The 20,348-nt window shown below is 64.1% G+C and carries 17 protein-coding genes, 1 pseudogene and 1 riboswitch; of the genes and pseudogenes, 11 read left to right on the top strand and 7 right to left on the bottom strand.

Going from position 1 to position 20,348, the window contains the following annotated elements; genetic code table 11:
• Positions 1 to 12: 12 nt before the first annotated feature.
• Genes ACFXS9_RS36230 through ACFXS9_RS36220 form a run of 3 tightly spaced genes read right to left on the bottom strand, consistent with a single transcriptional unit; the run spans position 13 to position 2,668 of the window.
• Complete coding sequence (locus ACFXS9_RS36230) at positions 13 to 846, bottom strand: ABC transporter substrate-binding protein (RefSeq protein WP_392697764.1); 834 nt, start codon at positions 844 to 846, stop codon at positions 13 to 15.
• Positions 846 to 1,628, bottom strand: coding sequence for an ABC transporter ATP-binding protein (locus ACFXS9_RS36225; RefSeq protein ID WP_392697761.1), 783 nt, complete (start codon positions 1,626 to 1,628; stop codon positions 846 to 848). Before ACFXS9_RS36225 ends, ACFXS9_RS36230 begins: the two co-directional genes overlap by 1 nt.
• Positions 1,625 to 2,668, bottom strand: a complete 1,044-nt coding sequence (locus ACFXS9_RS36220; protein WP_392697760.1) for a FecCD family ABC transporter permease — start codon at positions 2,666 to 2,668, stop codon at positions 1,625 to 1,627. Before ACFXS9_RS36220 ends, ACFXS9_RS36225 begins: the two co-directional genes overlap by 4 nt.
• 134 nt (positions 2,669 to 2,802) lie before the next feature.
• A riboswitch (cobalamin riboswitch) is annotated at positions 2,803 to 3,001 on the top strand.
• Positions 3,002 to 3,113: 112 nt separating this feature from the next.
• Here ACFXS9_RS36220 and ACFXS9_RS36215 point away from each other — a divergent pair.
• The 3 genes from ACFXS9_RS36215 (at position 3,114) to ACFXS9_RS36205 (ending at position 6,104) form a co-directional block, all read left to right on the top strand.
• Positions 3,114 to 5,378, top strand: a complete 2,265-nt coding sequence (locus ACFXS9_RS36215; protein ID WP_392697757.1) for a TonB-dependent receptor — start codon at positions 3,114 to 3,116, stop codon at positions 5,376 to 5,378.
• Positions 5,379 to 5,567: 189 nt separating this feature from the next.
• A complete protein-coding gene (locus tag ACFXS9_RS36210) occupies positions 5,568 to 5,807 on the top strand; it encodes a transcriptional regulator (protein ID WP_392697754.1) in 240 nt (79 codons plus the stop codon).
• Between the two features lie 6 nt (positions 5,808 to 5,813).
• Entirely contained in the window at positions 5,814 to 6,104 is a 291-nt protein-coding gene (locus ACFXS9_RS36205; RefSeq protein ID WP_065747706.1) for a hypothetical protein, read from the top strand.
• Positions 6,105 to 6,134: 30 nt separating this feature from the next.
• Here the strand turns inward: ACFXS9_RS36205 and ACFXS9_RS36200 are convergent, their stop codons facing one another.
• Positions 6,135 to 6,377, bottom strand: coding sequence for a hypothetical protein (locus tag ACFXS9_RS36200; RefSeq protein ID WP_057841290.1), 243 nt, complete (start codon positions 6,375 to 6,377; stop codon positions 6,135 to 6,137).
• 177 nt (positions 6,378 to 6,554) lie between these two features.
• Between ACFXS9_RS36200 and ACFXS9_RS36195 the strand changes: the two genes are divergently transcribed.
• Entirely contained in the window at positions 6,555 to 6,728 is a 174-nt protein-coding gene (locus tag ACFXS9_RS36195; RefSeq protein ID WP_392697752.1) for a hypothetical protein, read from the top strand.
• A 14-nt stretch (positions 6,729 to 6,742) separates the two neighbouring features.
• On the opposite strand, the gene ACFXS9_RS36190 is transcribed toward ACFXS9_RS36195, so the two are convergent.
• Positions 6,743 to 8,026: a hypothetical protein gene (locus ACFXS9_RS36190; protein ID WP_392697749.1), complete on the bottom strand. Its 1,284-nt coding sequence runs from the start codon at positions 8,024 to 8,026 to the stop codon at positions 6,743 to 6,745.
• Between the two features lie 173 nt (positions 8,027 to 8,199).
• Here ACFXS9_RS36190 and ACFXS9_RS36185 point away from each other — a divergent pair, with 173 nt between their 5' ends.
• The 3 genes and pseudogenes from ACFXS9_RS36185 (at position 8,200) to ACFXS9_RS36175 (ending at position 12,477) form a co-directional block, all read left to right on the top strand.
• Positions 8,200 to 9,414, top strand: coding sequence for an MFS transporter (locus ACFXS9_RS36185; protein ID WP_392697746.1), 1,215 nt, complete (start codon positions 8,200 to 8,202; stop codon positions 9,412 to 9,414).
• Between the two features lie 88 nt (positions 9,415 to 9,502).
• Positions 9,503 to 11,243: pseudogene (locus ACFXS9_RS36180) on the top strand (amidohydrolase family protein).
• A gap of 193 nt (positions 11,244 to 11,436) precedes the next feature.
• Positions 11,437 to 12,477, top strand: coding sequence for an IS110 family transposase (locus ACFXS9_RS36175; RefSeq protein ID WP_392689985.1), 1,041 nt, complete (start codon positions 11,437 to 11,439; stop codon positions 12,475 to 12,477).
• Positions 12,478 to 12,779: 302 nt separating this feature from the next.
• Here ACFXS9_RS36175 and ACFXS9_RS36170 read toward each other — a convergent pair whose 3' ends face one another.
• Complete coding sequence (locus ACFXS9_RS36170; RefSeq protein WP_392697743.1) at positions 12,780 to 14,078, bottom strand: MFS transporter; 1,299 nt, start codon at positions 14,076 to 14,078, stop codon at positions 12,780 to 12,782.
• A gap of 259 nt (positions 14,079 to 14,337) precedes the next feature.
• On the opposite strand from ACFXS9_RS36170, the gene ACFXS9_RS36165 reads away from it, so the two are divergent.
• Genes ACFXS9_RS36165 through ACFXS9_RS36150 form a run of 4 tightly spaced genes read left to right on the top strand, consistent with a single transcriptional unit; the run spans position 14,338 to position 18,978 of the window.
• Entirely contained in the window at positions 14,338 to 15,024 is a 687-nt protein-coding gene (locus tag ACFXS9_RS36165) for an ABC transporter ATP-binding protein (protein ID WP_392697740.1), read from the top strand.
• Positions 15,021 to 17,483 carry an FtsX-like permease family protein gene (locus tag ACFXS9_RS36160; RefSeq protein WP_392697738.1) on the top strand — a complete coding sequence of 821 codons (2,463 nt, stop codon included), beginning with the start codon at positions 15,021 to 15,023 and terminating at the stop codon, positions 17,481 to 17,483. The genes ACFXS9_RS36165 and ACFXS9_RS36160 overlap by 4 nt, the downstream gene beginning before the upstream one ends.
• On the top strand, positions 17,473 to 18,558 hold the full coding sequence (locus ACFXS9_RS36155; protein WP_392697735.1) for a lipocalin-like domain-containing protein: 1,086 nt from the start codon (positions 17,473 to 17,475) through the stop codon (positions 18,556 to 18,558). The genes ACFXS9_RS36160 and ACFXS9_RS36155 overlap by 11 nt, the downstream gene beginning before the upstream one ends.
• A gap of 27 nt (positions 18,559 to 18,585) precedes the next feature.
• Entirely contained in the window at positions 18,586 to 18,978 is a 393-nt protein-coding gene (locus ACFXS9_RS36150; RefSeq protein ID WP_392697732.1) for an MAPEG family protein, read from the top strand.
• 143 nt (positions 18,979 to 19,121) lie between these two features.
• Here ACFXS9_RS36150 and ACFXS9_RS36145 read toward each other — a convergent pair whose 3' ends face one another.
• Positions 19,122 to 20,315: an ABC transporter substrate-binding protein gene (locus ACFXS9_RS36145; RefSeq protein WP_392697730.1), complete on the bottom strand. Its 1,194-nt coding sequence runs from the start codon at positions 20,313 to 20,315 to the stop codon at positions 19,122 to 19,124.
• Between the last annotated feature and the right edge of the window lie 33 nt (positions 20,316 to 20,348).

Below are 20,348 nucleotides of genomic sequence, written 5' to 3'. Positions count from 1 at the left end.
GTATTTGCGGATTCACTCTCCCACCCGCTTCAACTCCGCCGTCAGCGCATCCAGCGCGTCGGCCAGCATCACGCCGCCGCATTCCGTCAGCCGCTCCGGAATCACGATGCGCCGCTCCGGCGGGTAGAAGCGCTCCAGCGCCGGATGGACCAGAAACGCCTGGCCGTCGTCTCGCGCATAATCGCCGGCTTGCGAAACCACGATGAAGTCGGGCCTCAAGGACACGATCGCCTCCAGCGAGGCGAATCCGCCGAAGCTAAAGCCGAGATCGCCGGCGGCGCTGCGCAGCCCGACTTCGCCCAGCAGCGAACCGAGAAAGCTGTCGCTACCCGCCACCCAGCCGCGCCGCGACAGCGGCAGCACGCGATAATGCCGCTCGGCGGCGGCACGGCGGGCGCGCGCCAGCGCGGCGTCGAGCCGCGCGATTTGGGCGGCCGCGCGATCGGGGTGCCCGGTCATGTCGCCGACCTCGCGGATCTGCGCGCGGGCTTCGTCGAGGTTTCGCGGCACGGCGAGCTCGGCAAGATGAAGACCCTTCGCCTTCAACAGCTCCCGCGTCGAGCGCTTGTCAAACGCGCTGGCCATGACCAGATCCGGCTTGAGCAAGAGCACGTCCTCGGCCGCGCCTGACAATACCGGATAGCGGCTGATGTCGCCCGCCGGTGATTGCCAGCCGTCGCGCGCGAAGCGGCTGAGGCCCAAAATCTGCTCGGGGTCGGCCAACGTCAGCAGCAACTGATCGCTGCAGACATTCATCGACACCATACGCGGTGGGCTGGCCGCGAATACTGCGCCGCCTGACATCGCCAACGCGGCGATCGCGACAAGAAAGCCGGACCGTCGCATCAGATATCCGCCCAGGGCACGATGACCGCCTCGCGCTGATATTCCGCGCGGTAGGCGCTGATCCGAAACACGTCCGCCATCACCCGCTCCGATAGCCCCTCGCTCGGCGTGCCCCACGACACTAGATTGCCTTCCTTCAGCACCAGCACATGGTCGGCAAACCGCGCAGCAAGCCCGAGATCGTGCGTCACCACGATGACCAGCACGCCCTTGTCCGCGGTCGCGCGCAAATTCTTCATGACGTCGATCTGGTGCCGCGGATCGAGCGAGGCGGTCGGCTCGTCGGCCAGAATGATCGGTGCCTCCACCGCCAGCGCGCGCGCCAACGCCACGCGGCTGCGCTCGCCGCCGGACAACTCGGTGACGCGGCGATCGCTGAACTCCATCACGTCGACCGCCTGCATCGCGCGCAGCACGGCCTCGGCGTCCTTCGGCGACAGCCGCGCCGGATCGGTTGCGCCATGCGGGTAGCGGCCGAGCGCCACGATATCGCGCGCCGGCAGCGGCCAATGCACGAGATGCCCCTGCGGCAGATAACCGAAGCGTTTGGCGCGCTCGCGAAGCGGCAGCGAGGCCAGCGCATCGCCGCCGACAGTGATCTCGCCTTCGGAGGGGATTAGCCCGGCCAGCGCTCGCAACAACGTCGTCTTGCCGGCGCCGTTCGGGCCGACCAGCGCCACCAGGTGTCCCGCCGACAGCGCCAGCGAAACGTCCTTCAGCACGACGCGGCCGGCGAGCCGCACGCCTATCCCCCTTGCGGTCAGCAGCGCCGTTTTGCTCATGCGACCCCTCCGCCGAGCGCGCGGCGTTCGCGCATGATGAGATAGAGGAAGAACGGCACGCCGATGATCGAGGTCAGCACACCGACCTTGATGTCCGACGTCGAGGGAATGATGCGCACCGCGATGTCCGCCGCCAGCAGCAGCGCCGAGCCCGCGAGTGCGCTCGGCACCAGCAGCCGCCCGGGGTCGTGGCCGATCAGGGGCCGCATCAGATGCGGCGCGACCAGGCCGATGAAACCGATGGTGCCGGTGACGGCGACCGCGCCGCCGACACCGAGCGCGACGCCTGAAATCACGAACAGCCGCAGGCGGCCCACATCGACGCCAAGGCTCTGCGCGGTTTCCTCGCCCAGGCTCAGCGCGCGAAAGGCATGGCGCTGGCTGAACAGCATGATCGCACCGGCAATGATGAACGGAAACGCCAGCATGACATGCTGAAAGCTGCGGTCCTCCAGCGAGCCGAGCAGCCAGAACGCGATCTCCAGCACCAGGAAGGGATTTCTGGAGAGGTTCATCACCAGCGCGGTGGCGGCGCCTGCAAAGCTCGATATAGCAAGACCGGACAGGATCAGGATCAACAGCCCGGCGTTGCGGCCGGCGATCGCAAGAAGCACGAACACCGAAGCGAACGCCGCGACGATCGCCGCTACCGGGAGCGCATAGGAGCGCACGTCGGCCAGCCCGAGCGCAATCACCAGCACCGCGCCGAACGCGGCCGATTGCGGCGCGCCGAACAGCGAGGGCGAGGCCAGCGGATTGCGGAGCAAACCCTGCAGCGACGCGCCCGATAGCCCGAGAATGGCGCCGATCGCCAGCGCCAGCAGCGTGCGCGGCAGGCGGATTTCCCGCACGATCACCTGCGACACTTCGCTGCCGCCACCGAACAGCGCTTCCGCCACCGCAAGCGGCGACAACCGCACCGGACCGATGCCGAGCGAGATCAGCATCAAGAGCACAACGAGGGCGGCAAGCGCTGCCGTCGCGCCGATCCGCCGGCGCGCGGCTTCCTCGTTGGTCAGGGTTACGGCCTCAACACTCATCGATCGTCCTAAAGCAGGTTTACCCGCCCCGGTACAGGCGGCGGGCAGGCCTGCTCATGCGGCAAAAATAGCGCACTCGTCCAGTGAGGATCGCCGGACGCCCCGGGGCGCATTGACTCGGACTTTGACAAACTTCTACCATAGTTCCCGACGGTTCCCGTTTTGGGGATCAAAAGGGAATGCGGTGCGGGGAAATCCCCAATTCCGCGGCTGCCCCCGCAACTGTAAGCGGCGAATCCTTCGTCATGAGCCACTGGGCATCTCGGTCCTGGGAAGGCGACGATGGGTAGCGACCCGCGAGCCAGGAGACCTGCCGTCAGCCGTGGTCACACGCGAAGATGTCGGTCGGGGAGTACAGACATTAGCTTCACCTGAGCTGCTGAAAGCACATGGTGAGACTTGGTTCGCTGTGACGTGCCACTGACGTCATACCGAGGTCCAAGTCATGTCTTTCACCAACACAGCCACGCGGCGGCGCCGCCTTTGGCTCGCCAGCAGCTTCCTGATACCCATCGCATCGTTCGGTATTTCCGGCGCAGAAGCGCAGCAGGCGCCGTCCGAGCCATTGCCGCCGATTGAGATTACTTCACCCACCGACCCGAACCGGACCCGCGCAAAACCGACCTACGATGAAGGATCGACGTCGCGCCGCGTCGTACCGGCGGCTGCACCGTCGACCGGCAGGCGGCCCGCATCCGGGATAGGCTCGGATGTCTCATCGCAAAGCGCCCCGCAAGGCGCGGGCGCAGGCGGCGGCCGGCAGTTCTCCGGCATCGTCGGCACTGCGTCGACCGTTATTACTGCCGAAGAGATCGCGCATTCGCCGGCGCAAACGCTGCAGGAAATCATCGCGCAAACGCCCGGCGTCCAGCTCACCAGCTTGTTTGGTGGCGTCAACGGCGCCAAGACCTCCGTCGACCTCCGCGGCTTCGGCGCGTTCGCGACTTCAAATACCCTGGTGCTCATCAACGGCCGAAGGCTCAACGACATCGACATGGCCGGCGTCGATTTTTCGACCATCCCGCGCGATTCGATCGAGCGCATTGAAATCACCCGCGGCAATAGCGGCGCGGTACTGTATGGCGACAACGCGGTCGGCGGTGTCATCAACATCGTACTGAAGAACGGCGTCGGCGGCCCACCAGTCGCGATTCGCAGCGAAGCCGGCGTCGGTTCGTTCAATCAACGACTTGCGGATCTCTCGGCCACGACCAATTACGGGCCGTGGTCGACGTCATTCTATGGCAACGCCATCAAGTCCGACGGCTATCGCGAAAACAACGCGCTCGATCAGCGCAACGGGGTCGGCAATCTCAACTACACCACGCCCGACCTCAAGGCGTTCCTGACGGTGACCGGCGACGACCAAAAGCTCGGATTCCCCGGCGGTCGCTTGGTCGATCCCTCGATCGGCGTCAACGAACTGGTCACGAACCGACGGGGCGCCGCTACGCCGTTCGATTACGGCAACCAGCAGGGCGCCAGCGCCACCGCCGGTTTCACCAAAACCCTTTGGAACGGCGCCGAGCTCATCGTCGACGGTGGAGTACGGAAGAAGGATACGCAAAGCGGGTTCTTCGGTGCGGTACCATTTGCGTCGCCATTTCCGAGCTTCTCCTCCACCTACAACGACGCATCGTTGCTGACCTGGTCGATCACGCCGAGATTGAGCGTCAAGAACGCGATCTTCGGGATGCCCTCACAGATCCTTACAGGCATCGACTATTACGATGCGACGTTCAATCAGGAACGCGGGGCGTTCAAAGGCGTTGCACCAATCCACACCTACGATCTGGCGCAGCAGACACTGGCTGGCTATTGGCAGCAAACATTAGGCCTGTTGCCGACGACGGATTTCTCCTATGGCGCCCGCGTGCAGAACACCCGCCTGGGCGCGCGGGACCGCTTCGATGGAACGGCTCCATTTGCGTTCGGTACCGAGGCGCTTCCGCTCGACAGCGACGAGACGCAATACGCCTTGCATGTTGGGCTCGAGCACCGGCTCAACAACACATTCTCGTTGTTTGGCCGTGCTGCGCGCGCGTTCCGTACTCCGACTGTCGATGAACGGGTCTCCAGCGGACCTTTCTTCGTTCCGGGGACCTTTCAGTTGAAAACCCAGACCTCGCACGACATCGAGGGCGGATTCCGCATCAAGTCCGGCGGCTTCCAGATGCAATCGAGCATCTACAACATGGACCTCGAGAACGAGATCCATTTCATCCCGGCGCTGTTCTTCAACGTTAACCTCGATCCGACCCGCCGCTATGGCTCCGAGACCAGCGCTTCGTTGCGCGTCAGCGACACCGTGCTGCTGCGGGGCGGCGTGGCGTACACCCGCGCCGTGTTTCGCGAAGGGCCGTTCGCCGGTAACGACGTCCCGCTGGTGTCACGCTACACCGCGAGCGGCGGCGTGACCTGGAACATCTGGCAGAACTATTTGGTGTTCGACGCCACCGTGCGGGCCTGGAGCGAGCGCTTCATGGACAACGACCAGGCCAACACCCAGCGACGTATTCCGGCGGACGCCACCGTCGATTTGAAGCTAAGCGGCGCCTACGATCGCTTCTTCTGGTCGGTGGGCGTGAACAATCTGTTCAATGCGCTGTACTACGACTACGCGATCGCGAGCTCGTTCACGCCGGGCCGTTTCTCGGCCTATCCGCTGCCCGGCCGCACCTTCATGGTAAAGGCCGGCGCGACGTTCTGACCGATATAGCCGGTTCGGTTTGCTGCCGGACCGGCTCGACCTGCCGAGTTCCCGCAACCTTCATATCAAGGCAGATTCTGTCAGAAACTGCGCCATTTTCGACCGAAAATAACATCCTCTGCGCGCCGATCCGTGGTAAATGGGCCACAGACCGCTCGACGATATCAGTCGTGATGTCAGAGGTATGACATGGATGATGAGCCGAAGAGCGCCGCCGAGCTGAAAGAAATGAGGCTCAACCGCAAGCGCGCCCAGGAAGTCGACGGCATCAAGGCGATGGCCGAGATCGCGGCTGCCGATGTTGCGATCCGCCAGCGAACCGAGAAGCTGCGCGCGCTGCGCCTGGCAAAGGAAGCGGCCGACCGTGCAAATCCGCCGGAATCGAAGGTCAAGGGCAAGACCAAAGCCAGGATTGCGAAAAGAGGCTGACCTGAAATGACGAAAGAGGATCGCGATCGCGCCCAGGCGCGCTTCGACAAGGCCGCCAAGGCAGTTCAGGACGCAAAGTCCGGCAAGGCCGAACGCGATGCAGCGGCGAAAGCCGTGCTCGACAATATGGCGAAGCTGAAGGCGTTGCGGCTCGCGCGCGAAGCAGCCGAGCCGCAACGTGCGCCCGCCGCAAAGGCCGCAAAGAAGGCGCGCAGCAGCACAAAGCGGCCCGACGAAAAGCCGGTGGCCCTGTCCGAGTGGCTGGCGAGCCAGCAGAACGGCGGACGGCGAACCTGAGATCGGCCGATCGAACTCGAAGATCCGGCGTTACGCCGGCCCCGGCCAATCGATCATCGATCGCGTCTTGTTCTCGGCATCGTAAACCTGCACCTGAAGCATCTGGAAGCGGTTCTTCAACGCCATGCCCGCTTCCTCAGCCGCCTCCACCGTATCGTGATGCGACTTGAAGTGGCCATCCACGACCAGCGAATAACCGGCGGTCGGAGCCTTGTCGGCGCGGAGGATCTTGCGCTGTTGCGGTTCATCGAGCGCAATGCGGGGCTTCTTCATACTGGCTCCATGTGATGCCCTTCGAGCTGAAGCCGCAAAAAGGGCGGGAAGAATCGTTTGACCGGCGCTAGGATACCTTCCGGGCGCGATTAGATTGAGGTCATGCCGTTACCCTGAGTCGGCATGCAGCGCAAACGCCGATTGATCCGGCGAGAAGCATCACTTTGGTGAAATCACATGGGCGGAACAGGCAGGAAGAACAGCGAGCCTCCGAACGAGCCTCCGAAACAGGGCGATGCCAAACCGAAGAAGCCACCGCGCCCGCCGGTTGAGGAGGAGGAGGACCACGAGGACGGCGACATCGCTACGCCGAAGCGGGACCGTTATGGCCCCGACGATGAGCCGTTGTAGCCTCATAAAAGCTGTCATCGCCCGGTCAAGCCGGGCGATGACGAGTTGTGTTGGTAGAATCCTTCGCTTTCAATCACCCGAATACTCGCTGCATCGAGCAGATGCGCGCCAAAGCCACCGAGCGCTAGTTTGATCGCCAGCTTCGGCGAAGCCAGCAGCACGGGTGCCGTCATCGCCAGCGGCACGGCGCTGATCCAGTCCGATTGCACCGGTGTGAGTTCTTCGCTGCTGCCGGCATAAGGCCCGCGCGCCGCAGCGAGATGCAAACATTCCCTGAGAATGTCGGGCCGCGTTCCGCCGCGCGCCGCACATCCGAGCAGCGCCTGCATCGCCAGGTGCGTGAGCACGCCCTCGCGGCTTGCGAGCAATGGCGCCGGCGTCTCGCCCAGCGAGATCAGAAGCAAAAGTCCGACGAGATCGACGCCGGAGCGATAGGCATTCATCGGCTCGACCAGCCGCGGATTGCAATCGATCAGCAATGGCGCGGTATCGACGTCCGGCATGATGTAATCGACCGACAGCGCACCCTGCCAATCGAGCGCCCGGCCGATCTGTTCGAGATAAGCGCGAACGACCGGCCGGCTTACGCTCTGCTTGATCGCCTCGCCGCCGCCAATGCCGGCGGCGATCTGCCGATAGGCATGAAAGCCGAGCATCCGGCCACGGCAGAATACCGATTGCGCCTTCTCGGTGGTGCCTGCGACGAGGTCTTGCACCAGCACCTCACCGGCGAATGCATCGCCGCCGCCGAGATCGTGCAGCGCGCGCATCAGATCGTCCGCGCTGCGCACGAACCAGATGCCGCGGCTGGCGGTGCCAACTGAAGTCTTCACGACGGCCGGAAAGCGAACCGCCTCGCGCACCCCTTGCGCGGATTGCACGATGCGCGTCGGCGGCTGCGGCAATCCCAACCGATCGAGCAGCCGGCTGAAGCCGGCCTTGCTATGCGCCTCGCGATAGCTCTCGAAAGCCGGCAGCGCAATCCCGGCGCGACCTTCGATGCGTTGCGCGACCCGCGCAAACAAAAATCCCTGCTCATGCGTCGGCAGCAGCACGTCGAATTTTCCGCCGGCCAGTCGCCGCTCGACGAAGGCCAGGTAGCCGGCGGGATCGTCCCGCAGTCCAGGGCAGCGGTGAAATTTGCGGACGAAGCGCGAGAACCGCGACAGGCACCAGGGTGAAGGATCGCAGACCTCGACGTGATGGCCTGAAAGACCGAGAATCGTAATGGCCTCCCGGGCCGAGGTCGAGGAACCTTCGGAGACCAGTACCCGGAGCGGTTTTGCGGGATCAGGCATGCCGCATCATTGCCGCGTGGACCCGCCTTTGTCTTCCCATTTAGTGGCGGCATTTCGCGCGCCCTGCCCTGCGCCGGGGCAGCCATGCAGCGGCATTCATGGACAAATAACGGCCTGCCTATATTTTCAGCCCGCCCCGCCGGGCCGCAAGTTACACAGGATTTTGAGCTGACATGGTCGACATTCTGGCCGCACCGCAACAAGCCAAAGCGGACACTTCGCTGCGCACGCTCGCGGCGATTTCGGTCGCCCATTGGGTCAGCCATTTCCATCTGTTTGTGTTGCCGATGCTGTTTCCGTTCCTGAAGGAGCAACTCGGCGTCGGCTATATCGAGCTCGGCTTCGCGCTCACCGTGTTCGGCGTCGTCTCTGGCCTGACGCAGGCCCCGATCGGCTATCTCGCCGACCACATTGGCGCGCGAAAAGTGCTGCTGATCGGCCTCACCGTCGGCGGCCTCGCGCTGATCATGCTCGGCCTGCACCTGAGCTACGTCTCGCTGATCATCTCGGCCGCGCTACTCGGCCTTGCCAACAGCGTTTATCACCCCTGCGATTATGCGATCCTGTCGGCGCATATGGATGAAGCGCGGATGGGCCGGGCGTTTTCGGTCCATACCTTTGCGGGTTTCCTCGGCGGTGCGGTGGCGCCCACGATCATGCTCATGCTGGTGACAGCCGTCGGCGGGCTCGGCGCGCTGATCGTGGCCGGCGCGGTCGGCCCTGCGGCAGCGCTGCTGTTGATCGCGGTCAGGATTCCCGATGCCAGTTCGGCCGATCGCAAGGCCGATGGCCCTGCAGCGCCGCAGCAGAGCATCGTGACGCCTGCGATCATCGTGCTGACGATCTTCTTCATGCTGCTCGGCCTGTCCAGCGCCGGCATCAGCAATTTCGGCGTGGTTGCGCTGATGAGCGGCTATGGCGTGACGTTCTCGGCCGCCAACATCGCGCTGACCGCCTATCTCGGCGCCAGCGCGGCCGGCGTGCTCGCCGGCGGCTATCTCGCCGACCGCACCAAGCGGCATGGCAATGTTGCCGCTGCGTGCTTTGCCATCAACGCCGTCATCATAACAATCATTGCGACGATCAATTTGCCGTCGGTGGTGCTGACCGCCGCGATGGGGCTGGCTGGATTCCTCGGCGGCGTCATCGCCCCCTCGCGCGACATGCTGGTGCGCAACGCGGCTCCTGCGGGCGCCGCGGGCCGCGCCTTCGGTATCGTCTCCACCGGCTTCAATTTCAGCGGCATACTCTCCCCGTTATTGTTCGGCTGGATCATGGACCAGAACCTGCCGCATTGGGTGTTCGGCGCCTCCGTCGCCTTCATGGTGCTGACGGTCCTGCTGGCGCTGGTGACCGACCGCAAGCCGGCGGCGCCGAAGCCGTTGTAATGCATTCCTGAGCGTCATCCCCGTTGGTTGACAGGCTCGGATGACGTCAGATGATGCGTCAACAAGAACCAGAACCGGGATGGAAGCCATGACCTCGACCCCCGACCTCGTGATCCGCGGCGGCACCGTTGCCGATGGCAAGGGTGGCGACTTGTTCGAAGCCGACGTGGCGATTGCAGGCAACCGCATCACCGAAGTCGGCAAGGTCGCGGCAAAGGGCAAGGAAGAAATCGACGCCAGGGGCAGACTGGTCACGCCGGGCTTCGTCGACGTCCACACCCATTATGACGGCCAGGTCACCTGGAGCCAGGATATCACGCCCTCCTCGCAGAACGGCGTAACGACGGCGATCATGGGAAATTGCGGCGTCGGTTTCGCGCCGTGCCGTCCGGCCGACCATGTCCGACTAATTCAATTGATGGAAGGCGTCGAGGACATCCCCGAGCCGGTGCTGAGCGCCGGCATCCCATGGGCCTGGGAGAGCTTTCCGGATTACATGGAGTGGCTGTCGAAAAGAAGTTTTGACATGGACATCGGCGCGCAACTGCCGCATGCGGCTTTGCGTCTATGTGATGGGTGAGCGCGGCGCGCGCCGCGATCCCTCGACATCAGACGACAACAAGGCGATGGCGGCACTGGCTGCCGATGCCGTGCGGGCCGGCGCACTCGGCTTCTCGACCTCGCGCACGCTCAACCACCGCACCTCGACCGGCGATTTTACGCCGACGCTGAAGGCCGGCGAGGACGAACTGACCGCGATCGCGGCGGCGATGCATGCGCAGGGCCGCAGCGTCCTGCAATTCGTGCTCGATCTCTCCACAATCGACGAAGACCTGCCGATGATGCTGCGGGTCGCCGAGAACACCAAAATCCCGGTGTCGTTCTCGATCACGCAGAACGATAGAGCGCCGCAGCGCTGGCGCCAGACGCTCGACACCATCAGAGAGGCCTCGGTGCAGGGCCTGTCGATTACGGCGCAGATCGCCGCCCGCCCGGTCGGACTGATGCTCGGACTCGAACTATCGCGCAACCCGTTCCAGACCCATCCGAGCTACCAAGCGATCGCGCATCTGCCGCTCGCCGAGCGGCTCGCCCGCCTGCGCCAGCCCGAAGTGCGCAAGGCGATCCTGAGCGAGCACGCCACCGCGACCGACGATCCGCTGTTCTTCCGGCCGAACTACGACAAAATGTACCTGCTCGGAAACCCGCCGGACTACGAGCAGCCGCCGGAAAACACGCTGGGCGCGCAGGCCCGCCGCGAGGGCAAGCAACCGGAAGAACTCGCCTATGATGCGATGCTGACGGATAACGGCCGCGGCATGCTCTACGTGCCGTTCCTCAATTATGCCGACGGCAATCTCGATGCTGTCAGGGAGATGCTGCGCGATCCCAATGCCGTGCCGGGGCTATCAGACGGCGGCGCCCACTGCGGCATCATCTGCGACGCCAGCTTTCCGACCTATCTCTTGACGCACTGGACCCGCGACCGCACCCGCGGCGAAAAACTGTCGATCCCGTTCGTCGTCGCCGCGCAATCGCGCAAGACCGCGCTCTCGGCCGGCCTCTACGACCGCGGCGTGATTGCGCCCGGCTTCAAGGCCGACGTCAACGTGATCGACTACGACCGTCTGCATCTGCATCCGCCAAAAGTACATTACGACCTGCCGGTCGGCGGCCGCCGCCTGATGCAGCAGGTCGACGGCTATGACGCCACCATCGTCTCTGGCGTGGTGACGCAGCGCGCCGGCACAGCCACCGGCGCGCGCCCGGGCAAACTGGTGCGCGGCACGCAGGGAAGCAAGCCGCAGTTCGACGCGGCGGCGAGTTAAGACGGCGGCGTCGCCCACACTCGGTGTTTCCCTGCGAACGCAGGGATCCATACGCCGCGGCTCATCGTTCATGGCGATGTGGCAGGCACCTCGCTTAGGCAATCAGCATTCGTGGTTGATGGTGTGGACGGCCCCCTACGGCATCAGTGTGCCAGAATGAGGTTGTTGCAAATCTCAGACAAGGGAGCCGTCCGTGAAGCAGATTAGCCGCATTGGAATGGATACGTCGAAGTATATTTTTGTGCTGCATGGAGTTGATGCGGCGGAGCAGGTGGTGTTGCGCAAGAAACTTTCGCGCAAGCAGGTGCTGGAGTTCTTTGCCAAATTGCCGCCGACCGTGATCGGGATGGAGGCCTGCGGGGCTTCGCAATATTGGGCGCGGGAGCTTCGCAAGCTTGGCCATGAGGTGAAGCTGATGGCTCCGCAATTGGTGAAGCCCTATGTGACGCGGAACAAGAATGACTGGCGGGATGCGGAGGGCCTGTGTGAGGCGATGAGCCGGCCGAGCATGCGGTTTGTGCCGGTAAAGAGCGCCGAGCAGCAGGCTGCATTAATGCTGACAGGAATCCGCGATGGATTGATCGCCCGGCGCACCCAGTTGACCAATACGATCCGCGGCCATGCGGCGGAGTATGGCCTGATTGCGCCCAAGGGGTTGGACAAGATCGAGCCGTTGTTGGCGCAGATTGCCCAGGACGAGACGCTTCCCGCGATGGCGCGCGAGCTGTTTACGGTGCTGGGCCGCGAATGCACCAGGCTCGAGGGCGAGCTGGAGGCGATCGAGGCCAAGCTGATGGCCTGGCACCGTGGCGATGCCATGGGCCGCCGGCTGGCAAAGATCCCTTCGGTCGGCCCGATCGTGGCGACGGCGCTGGTGATGAAGACACCAGATCCGCGCGCGTTCCGCTCCGGTCGTCACTTTGCGGCCTGGCTCGGCCTCACGCCCAAGGACCATTCCACCGCCGGCAAGACCAGGCTCGGCAAGATCACCCGGGCCGGCGATGAGGACCTTCGTCGCCTGCTGGTGATCGGGGCGACCGCGGTGATCCAGCAGGCCAGGCGTGGCCGCGGCCATCACTCGCGCTGGCTGCTGGCATTGATCCAGCGCAAGCCGCCGAAGCTTGCGGCCGTAGCGCTCGCCAACAAGGTGGCCCGCATCGCCTGGAAGCTGATGGTCACGGGGGAGGCGTACGACGCGGCGCGGATCAATGCCACGGCGGCAGTCGCCGCTTAAACAGGTCAAACAGGTTGGCCGGCCGGCGGCTCGTCCGCCGACCGACCCGGAAGCTGCAAGAGCAGATGGAGCGATCGATCGAGCAACGATGCGAGACAATCCGTGGGACCCATTGGCCGCCAACAGGCCGCTAGGTTGTTTGGAACTCGCATCGCGCAACCCATCTTGGCCAGCGGTCAACACAACCGCACTCACAGGCCGGACATATGGATGCAAGCGATCCGATCTCACTCAAAAAGCTCTTGTGCCACGGGGGCCGTCCACATATGGGTCCCTGCGTTCGCAGGGACGACGGATATGCCTCACGCGAATTTCGGCTGAGCGACCGCCTGGGCCATCAACCGCTTGCGTTCCATATTCGGCCACAGCAGCAACAGTCCGAGCAACCCTGACGCCGCCATGATCACGGCGTTGATGGTGAAGCCGGTCATGTAGCCGTCGAGCGGCACCACCGCATTCTGAATCACGGCGCCCATCACGAACGGCGCGATCATTCCCGCCAGCGTATAGATCGCGCCATAGATTGCGATCACGGCGCCGCGCTGCTGCACTGGGGTGAATTCGCCGAGCATCGGCGGGCAGACCACATAGATCGAGCCGCACAGCCCGGACCCGAACACAAGGAACGCAATCTGCCATCCCGCGCCGTTGACATAGGGCAGCACAGCAAGGATCGCCCCGCCGACGATCAGCGGCACCGAGCCGAGCACACCGCGCGCACCGCGCGTGGTATAGCCGCGCGTCAGCATCACCTGCGAAACCCAGCCCGTCAGCAGCACGACGGCCGCGCCAAACACCCAGGGCAGAACCGAAATCCAGCCTGCATCTTGTTGCGAGAAGCCCAGCCCCTTGACGATGAACGGCGTGAACCAGGTGAGGCCGAGCGACAGCGCCCAATAGGCGCCGAAGGTCGCGGCGCAGCAGCCGATAAAGGTTCGCGAAGTCAGAAGCTGGAGATAGGGAACGCGCGGATCGGTCGCAGCCGTTGTGACGGTCTGAACCAGCGGTCCTTCCTTTCCCATGACCAGCCACGCCGCTGCCCACATCAGGCCGACGATGCCGAGCGCGCCGAACGCATAGTGCCAGCTATGATTGACGATGATCCAGTTCAGCGCGGGCACCGCGAGGATCACCCCGAACGCCGAGCCCTGCGAAAGGATCGCGGTGGGTAGCGTCCGCTTTTCGTCAGGAAACCACTTGTAGACCGCGTGCGCCGCTACCGCGAACGCGGGTCCCTCCCCTGCACCAAGGATGATGCGGCAGATCACGAGCGTCGTGAAACCGACGGTGCCGACCATCGGAAACTGCGCCACCGACCAGATCACCGCCATCGCGAGCAGCACCCAACGCGTATCGACGCGGTTGACGACGAAGCCGACGACGATGGCAGAGATGGAAAACAGGAAAAAGAACGAGGAGCCGAGAAAACCGAACTGTTCCGGCGAGAGCTTCAGCTCATCCATGATCGGGGCGCCGGCGAGCCCGACGACGATCTTGTCGGCAAAGTTCACCAGCATGAACAGAAACAGCAGGAAGGTGATTTTCCAGGCGCCCTCGGGCGTCCCCTTTGACGTCCCCTTGGGCGTCGCTTGCGCGGTCATGGCTGCTTTCCCCGTGTATCTTTGCTGGCTCTGTCGGATCGGCCGGTTTCGATGCTACAAGGCGGCTTGCGGGCAAGGCAACCGCGATTTTCGCAAATGCCCGCCGTGCAACTGCCGGCTTGCGCGACAGGCGCACGCCACAACCGAATCACGATCGCGTCGCGGCGCGATTGAGGCCGTGATCGGGGACGCGTGCCCTGATATGTTGCATGCCATCACGTCAGGGGATTTTCATGGTCAGATCGGTCCATCGTCTCGCATGACCAAATACAATCCGAGTGCGACCGGCCCCGTGCTGCACGTGACCGGCCTGATCAAGAGCTACCGCACCGCCGGCGAAGAAGTCGCGGTGCTGCGCGGCGTGAACCTGACGGTCGCTGCCGGTGAGAGCGTCGCACTCACCGGCGAATCCGGCAGCGGCAAGAGCACGCTCTTGCACCTGATCGCCGGGCTCGATGCAGCCGATGGCGGCGAGATCAGGTTGGCGGATGCCTCAGTCGCCGAACTCAGTGATGCCGAGCGGGCGGAAATGCGCCGCGACCGGCTCGGCCTGGTGTTTCAGCAATTCAACCTGGTCCCGAGCCTCACCGTGGAGGACAACCTCGTTTTCCAGTCGCGCATCGCCGGCCGTCACGATGCGGCCTGGCACCACGAACTGGTGCAGCGGCTCGGGCTCGGCCGCTTCCTGAAGCGCTATCCCGAGCAATTGTCCGGCGGTCAGCAACAACGCGTCGCAATCGGCCGGGCATTGGCGGTCAAGCCGCTCTTGCTGCTCGCAGACGAGCCAACCGGCAATCTCGACGAGGACACGGCGGACGAAGTGCTGGCGCTGGCGCGCGACCTGGTGACGCGCAGCGGCTGCGGCTTTCTGTTGGTGACGCACAGCGCGCGGCTCGCAGCAACGCTCGACCGCCAGGTCAACCTCCATGCCGGGGTGATCGCGTGAAACGCGCCCTGTGGACGCTGGCCGTGCTGCTGAGCCACTGGCGGCGGCACCCGATGCAGTTGGCGACCCTGCTGATCGGGTTGATCTCGGCGACCGCGCTGTGGAGCGGCGTGCAGGCGCTCAATCAGCAGGCGCGCACATCCTATGATCGCGCCGCCGCTACGTTTGGCGGCACGCGCACCGCCATGCTGGTCGCCCGCAACGGCGTAACTTTCCCGCAAGAACTTTTTGTCGAGTTGCGCCGCGCCGGCTGGCCGGTTTCACCGATGCTGGAAGGCCGCATCCAGATCGAGGGACGATCGTTGCGGCTGCTCGGCATCGACCCCGTTACGCTGCCCGCCGAAGTCGGCAACGCGCCGACGATCGGCAAAGCCAGCTTGCAATCCTTCATGACGCCGCCGGGCGAGATCCTGGTGGCGCCGGAAACGCTTTCCGACCTCAAGCTCGCGGAGGGCGCGCGTCCGCAAGGCGATGGCGGCGCACCGCTGCCGCCGCTTCGCGTGCAGCCAAACCTGGTGCCCGGCGTGCTGGTCGTCGACATCGGCATTGCGCAGAACCTCCTGAAGATGCCGGACCAGCTTTCGCGGCTCCTGATTGGCAAGGCGACAGCGAGGCACGCGCCGCTCGAAAGCGTTGCCGGCGACAAGCTTCGGCTGATCGAAGCCGATGCGGAGACCGACCTCGAACGCCTCACCGACAGCTTTCACCTGAACCTGACCGCGTTCGGGTTGCTGTCATTCTTTGTCGGCCTGTTCATCGTCAATTCGGCGATCGGGCTGGCCTTCGAGCAGCGGCTACCGACCTTACGCACCTTGCGCGCCTGCGGCGTCTCGGCGCGGATGCTGAACGCCGTGCTGGTGCTTGAGCTGGTGTCGCTGGCACTGGTCGCGGGGCTGATCGGACTCGTGTGCGGTTACTTCATCGCCGGCGCGCTGCTGCCTGACGTCGCCGCATCGCTGCGCGGGCTCTATGGCGCGCAGATTCCGGGACATCTCACGCTCAAGCCGCAATGGTGGATCGCGGGCATCGCCATCAGCATTTTGGGCGCGCTCGCAGCGGCCGCTGCCAGCCTCACCAAGGCGCTGCGGCTGCCGTTGCTCGCCACCGCCCAGCCCTTCGCCTGGCAACAGGCGCAGCGGCGCTGGCTCCTTTACCAGAGCGCGCTGGCGCTCGTGGCGTTCGCAGCCGCTGGCGGCTTTTTGTGGTTTGGCGATTCCCTGATTTCGGGCTTTGCCGTGCTCGCTGCATTGATGCTCGGCGCAGCGCTGATCCTGCCGATGTTTCTGGAAATCGTGCTGTCGCTTGGCCAGCGCTACGCACGAGCCCCGCTCGGAATCTGGTTCTGGGCCGACAGCCGCCAGCAACTGTCGGGATTATCGCTCGCTTTGATGGCGCTGTTGCTCGCATTGGCGGTGAATGTCGGCGTCTCCACCATGGTCGAGAGTTTTTCCCGCACGTTTCTGGTCTGGCTGGACGGGCGGCTGGCAGCAGAAGTTTATGTCAACGCCGCCAATGACGCGCAGGCACGCGAGATCAAGGCGTGGCTTCGCGAACGCCCCGAGGTCGAGGCGATCCTGCCCGGCGGCCGTGCCGATACGCAATTGGCGGGCGCGCCGCTTGAGGTGCTGGGCCTGCCCGATCACGCCACCTATCGCGACAACTGGCCGCTGCTGCAATCGACTGAGGATGTCTGGGTCAAGCTTCGCCCCGGCGATGCGGCCCTTGTAAGCGAACAACTGGCGCGACGGCTGCAGCTCTCCCTTGGCGACCGCATCGAAGTGCCCGCGTCAGGCGGAAACTGGGCGCTCCACGTGGTCGGCATCTATGCCGATTACGGCAACCCCAAGAGCCAGATCGCGGTGAACTTCGCCGCGCTGACGCGTCGCTTTCCGGAAATCCCGCTGACGCGCATGGGACTGCGGGTCGCCCCGCCAAAGATCCCGGCGTTGATCTCGGCACTGCAGGAAAAGTTCGGCCTCGACAATCGCAATGTCGTCGACCAGGCGACGATGAAGGCGGAATCGACGCGGATCTTCAACCGCACTTTCTCGGTCACGGCGGCGCTGAACGCCTTTACGCTCGGCGTCGCCGGCGTGGCGCTGCTGACGAGCCTCTTGACGCTTGCCAATTCCCGCCTGCCGCAACTGGCGCCGCTATGGGCGATCGGCGTCACGCGGCGGCGGCTCGCGGCCATCGAGCTGTTGAAGACGACCTCGGTGGCGTTGATCACCACCATCTTTGCGCTTCCGCTGGGTTTGCTGGTCGCGTGGTGCCTGCTCGCGATCGTCAACGTCAAGGCGTTCGGCTGGCGGTTGCCGTTTCATGTCTTTCCGCTGCAATTGCTCTGGCTCACCGGCGTCGCGATGGCGGCAGCGGTTGCGGCTTCCGCGCTCCCCGTCATCAGGCTGGCGCGCATGCAGCCGACCAGCCTGATCAGGATCTTTGCCAATGAACGGTAGCGGCTTCATTACCCGCCGCTGCTTCATTGGCGGTACACTCTTGGCCGGATTTGGCGGCGAGACACTCGCGCAGGGCTTTGCCGGGCTTGGCGATAGCGCGGATGGATTTGCGCCGGTCGTGCCGGGCAGGACATTTGCTTTTCCTGCCGACCACGGGCCACATCCGGAATTCCGCATCGAGTGGTGGTATGTGACCGCCAATCTCACCGATGTCAGCGGAGCAGCCTACGGCGCCCAATGGACGCTGTTTCGCCAGGCGATCGCGCCAGGCGGGCCGCGAGAGGGCTGGGCCAACCAGCAGATATGGATGGGCCATGCCGCCGTCACGCGCGAAGATACCCATCGCTTCAGCCAGACGTTCGCGCGCGGCGGTGTCGGCCAGGCCGGCGTCGAGGCCAACCCGTTTCACGCCTGGATCGATGCCTGGGAGATGCGCGCCCTCGATTCCGTGAATGACGACAATATCGCACCGCTGGAACTGAAAGCATCGGGCGCCGACTTCAGCTACACGCTGCGCCTGGACGAGGATCGGCCGCTGGTGCTGCAGGGCGAAGGCGGCTACAGCCGCAAATCGCTGCGCGAACAGGCCTCCTATTATTACAGCCAGCCGCACTATGCGGCGACGGGCATCCTCACCATTGACGACAGGCCCGTCGACGTCACCGGCATGGCCTGGCTCGATCGCGAGTGGAGCAGCCAGCCGCTGGCCGCGGATCAAAGCGGATGGGACTGGCTCTCGCTGCATTTCAACGCCGGCGACAAATTGATGCTGTACCGGATGCGCCAGACCGACGGCCAGCATTATGGCTCGGGCAAATGGATCGCGCCCGACGGCACGGCCGAGCAACTCGCCTCCGCGGATATCGCCATGACGCCGCTCGCGTTCACCGAGATTGGGACGCGAAAAATTCCGACCACATGGCGCATCGAGGTTCGAAGCAAGGCGCTCAAGATCGAGTGCACGCCGCTCAATCCCCGAAGCTGGATGGGCACGAGTTTCCCCTATTGGGAAGGCCCGATTCGCTTCGCAGGCAGCCACGCGGGTGTGGGCTATCTGGAAATGACAGGTTATTAAGCGCGCTCGAAAAGGGGAATTTCAGCGATGTATCATCTCACCGCGCTCGTCAGCTTGCTGGCGATCCTGGTCTACTTCTACTCGTCCGTTCGTGTGTCACAGGCGCGCGGTAAATTCGGCGTCAAGCTGCCGGCGATTTCGGGCAACCCCGATTTCGAGCGCGTGTTTCGCGCGCAGATGAACACGCTGGAATGGCTGCCGATCTTTTTGCCGGCGCTATGGCTGTTCGCGATTTATATCAGCGACGGCATCGCCGCTGCGCTGGGGTTGGTATGGGTGATAGGCCGCATTCTCTATATATTTGGCTACGCGAAGTCGGTCCCACAGCGCGGCCTCGGCTTTGCGACTCAGGCGTTGGCAACGATCGCGCTGTGGATCGGCGCATTCGGCGCCATCGTGTGGCGGTTGGTGCAGGGGTGATGGAGCGCCAACCCCATCCCCTCGTCGTCCCTGCGAAAGCAGGGACCCATACGCCGCGGCTTATCAATGGAGCAGGCCATCAGACGCCCGCTTTAACAACAACCGCCTGTGGTTATGGGTCCCTGCTTTCGTAGGGACGGAGACTACTTCACCAGCGGGCAGCCGGAATCCTTCGCCGCAGGGAACGCCTTGTCGCCCGGCACCACGGCGAGCTGCTTGTAGTAATCCCACGGCTTCTTCGATTCAGATGGTTTCTTGACCTCGAACAGATAGAGGTCGTGGACCATGCGGCCGTTTTCCAGAACCTTGCCGCCTTGCGCAAAATCGTCGTCGACCGGGAGCTCCTTCAACTTCTTCGCCACCGCCTCGGTATCCTTGGTGCCCGCGGCCTTCACTGCCTTGAGGTATTGCAGCGTCGCCGAATAGGTACCGGCCTGGATCATGTTCGGCATGCGGCCGGTGCGCTTGAAGAAGCGTTCGGCGAGATTGCGGCTCCTGGCGTCGCGGTCCCAGTAGTAGCCTTCGGTCAGCACCAGGCCCTGGGCGGCGGCGAGGCCGAGGCCGTGCACTTCCGCAAGCGTCAGCAATAGGCCGGCGAGCTTCTGGCCGCTCTTGACGATGCCGAATTCCGCCGCCTGCTTGATCGAGTTGGTGGTGTCGAGGCCGGCATTGGCGAGACCGATGATCTTGGCTTTCGAACTTTGCGCCTGCAGCAGGAAGGAAGAGAAGTCCGACGAGTTCAGGGGAATGCGGACTGCGCCGAGCACCTTGCCGCCCTTCGCCCTGACGAAATCGCCGGTGTCTTTTTCCAGCGCGTGGCCGAAGGCGTAGTCGGCGGTCATGAAGAACCAAGTATCGCCGCCGGATTCCACCAGCGCACCGCCGGTGCCGTAGGCGAGCGCGTGGGTGTCGTAGGCCCAGTGGAAGCCGTAAGGCTGGCAGGCGTCGCCGGTGAGGCGCGAGGTCGCAGCACCCACGACGATGTCGATCTTCTTCTTCTCCCTAGAAAGCTCGTGAATCGCGAGCGCGACGGAGGACGTCGTCAGCTCCGTGATCATATCGACGCCTTCGACCTCATACCAGCGCCGCGCGATGGCAACGCCGAGATCCGGCTTGTTCTGGTGATCGGCGGAAATGACCTCGATCTTGTGGCCGAGCACTTCGCCACCGAAATCTTCGACTGCCATCTTGGCCGCTTCGAACGACCACTTGCCGCCGTAATCGGCGTAGACCCCGGATTGGTCGTTCAGAATGCCGATCTTGACGCCCTGCGCCGATGCCGGCGCGGCGAGCAAAAGACCAACTGCCGCAACGGCGGCCAACAATCCCGACTTCATTCTTTTCTCCAGGAATTTTTTGTCAGAGGAACC

Source organism: Bradyrhizobium sp. RDI18, from assembly GCF_043203335.1.
GTDB classification, from domain to species: domain Bacteria; phylum Pseudomonadota; class Alphaproteobacteria; order Rhizobiales; family Xanthobacteraceae; genus Bradyrhizobium; species Bradyrhizobium retamae.
Note: the sequence above shows the minus strand (reverse complement) of the source record. Positions and strands in the feature narration are given on the sequence as shown.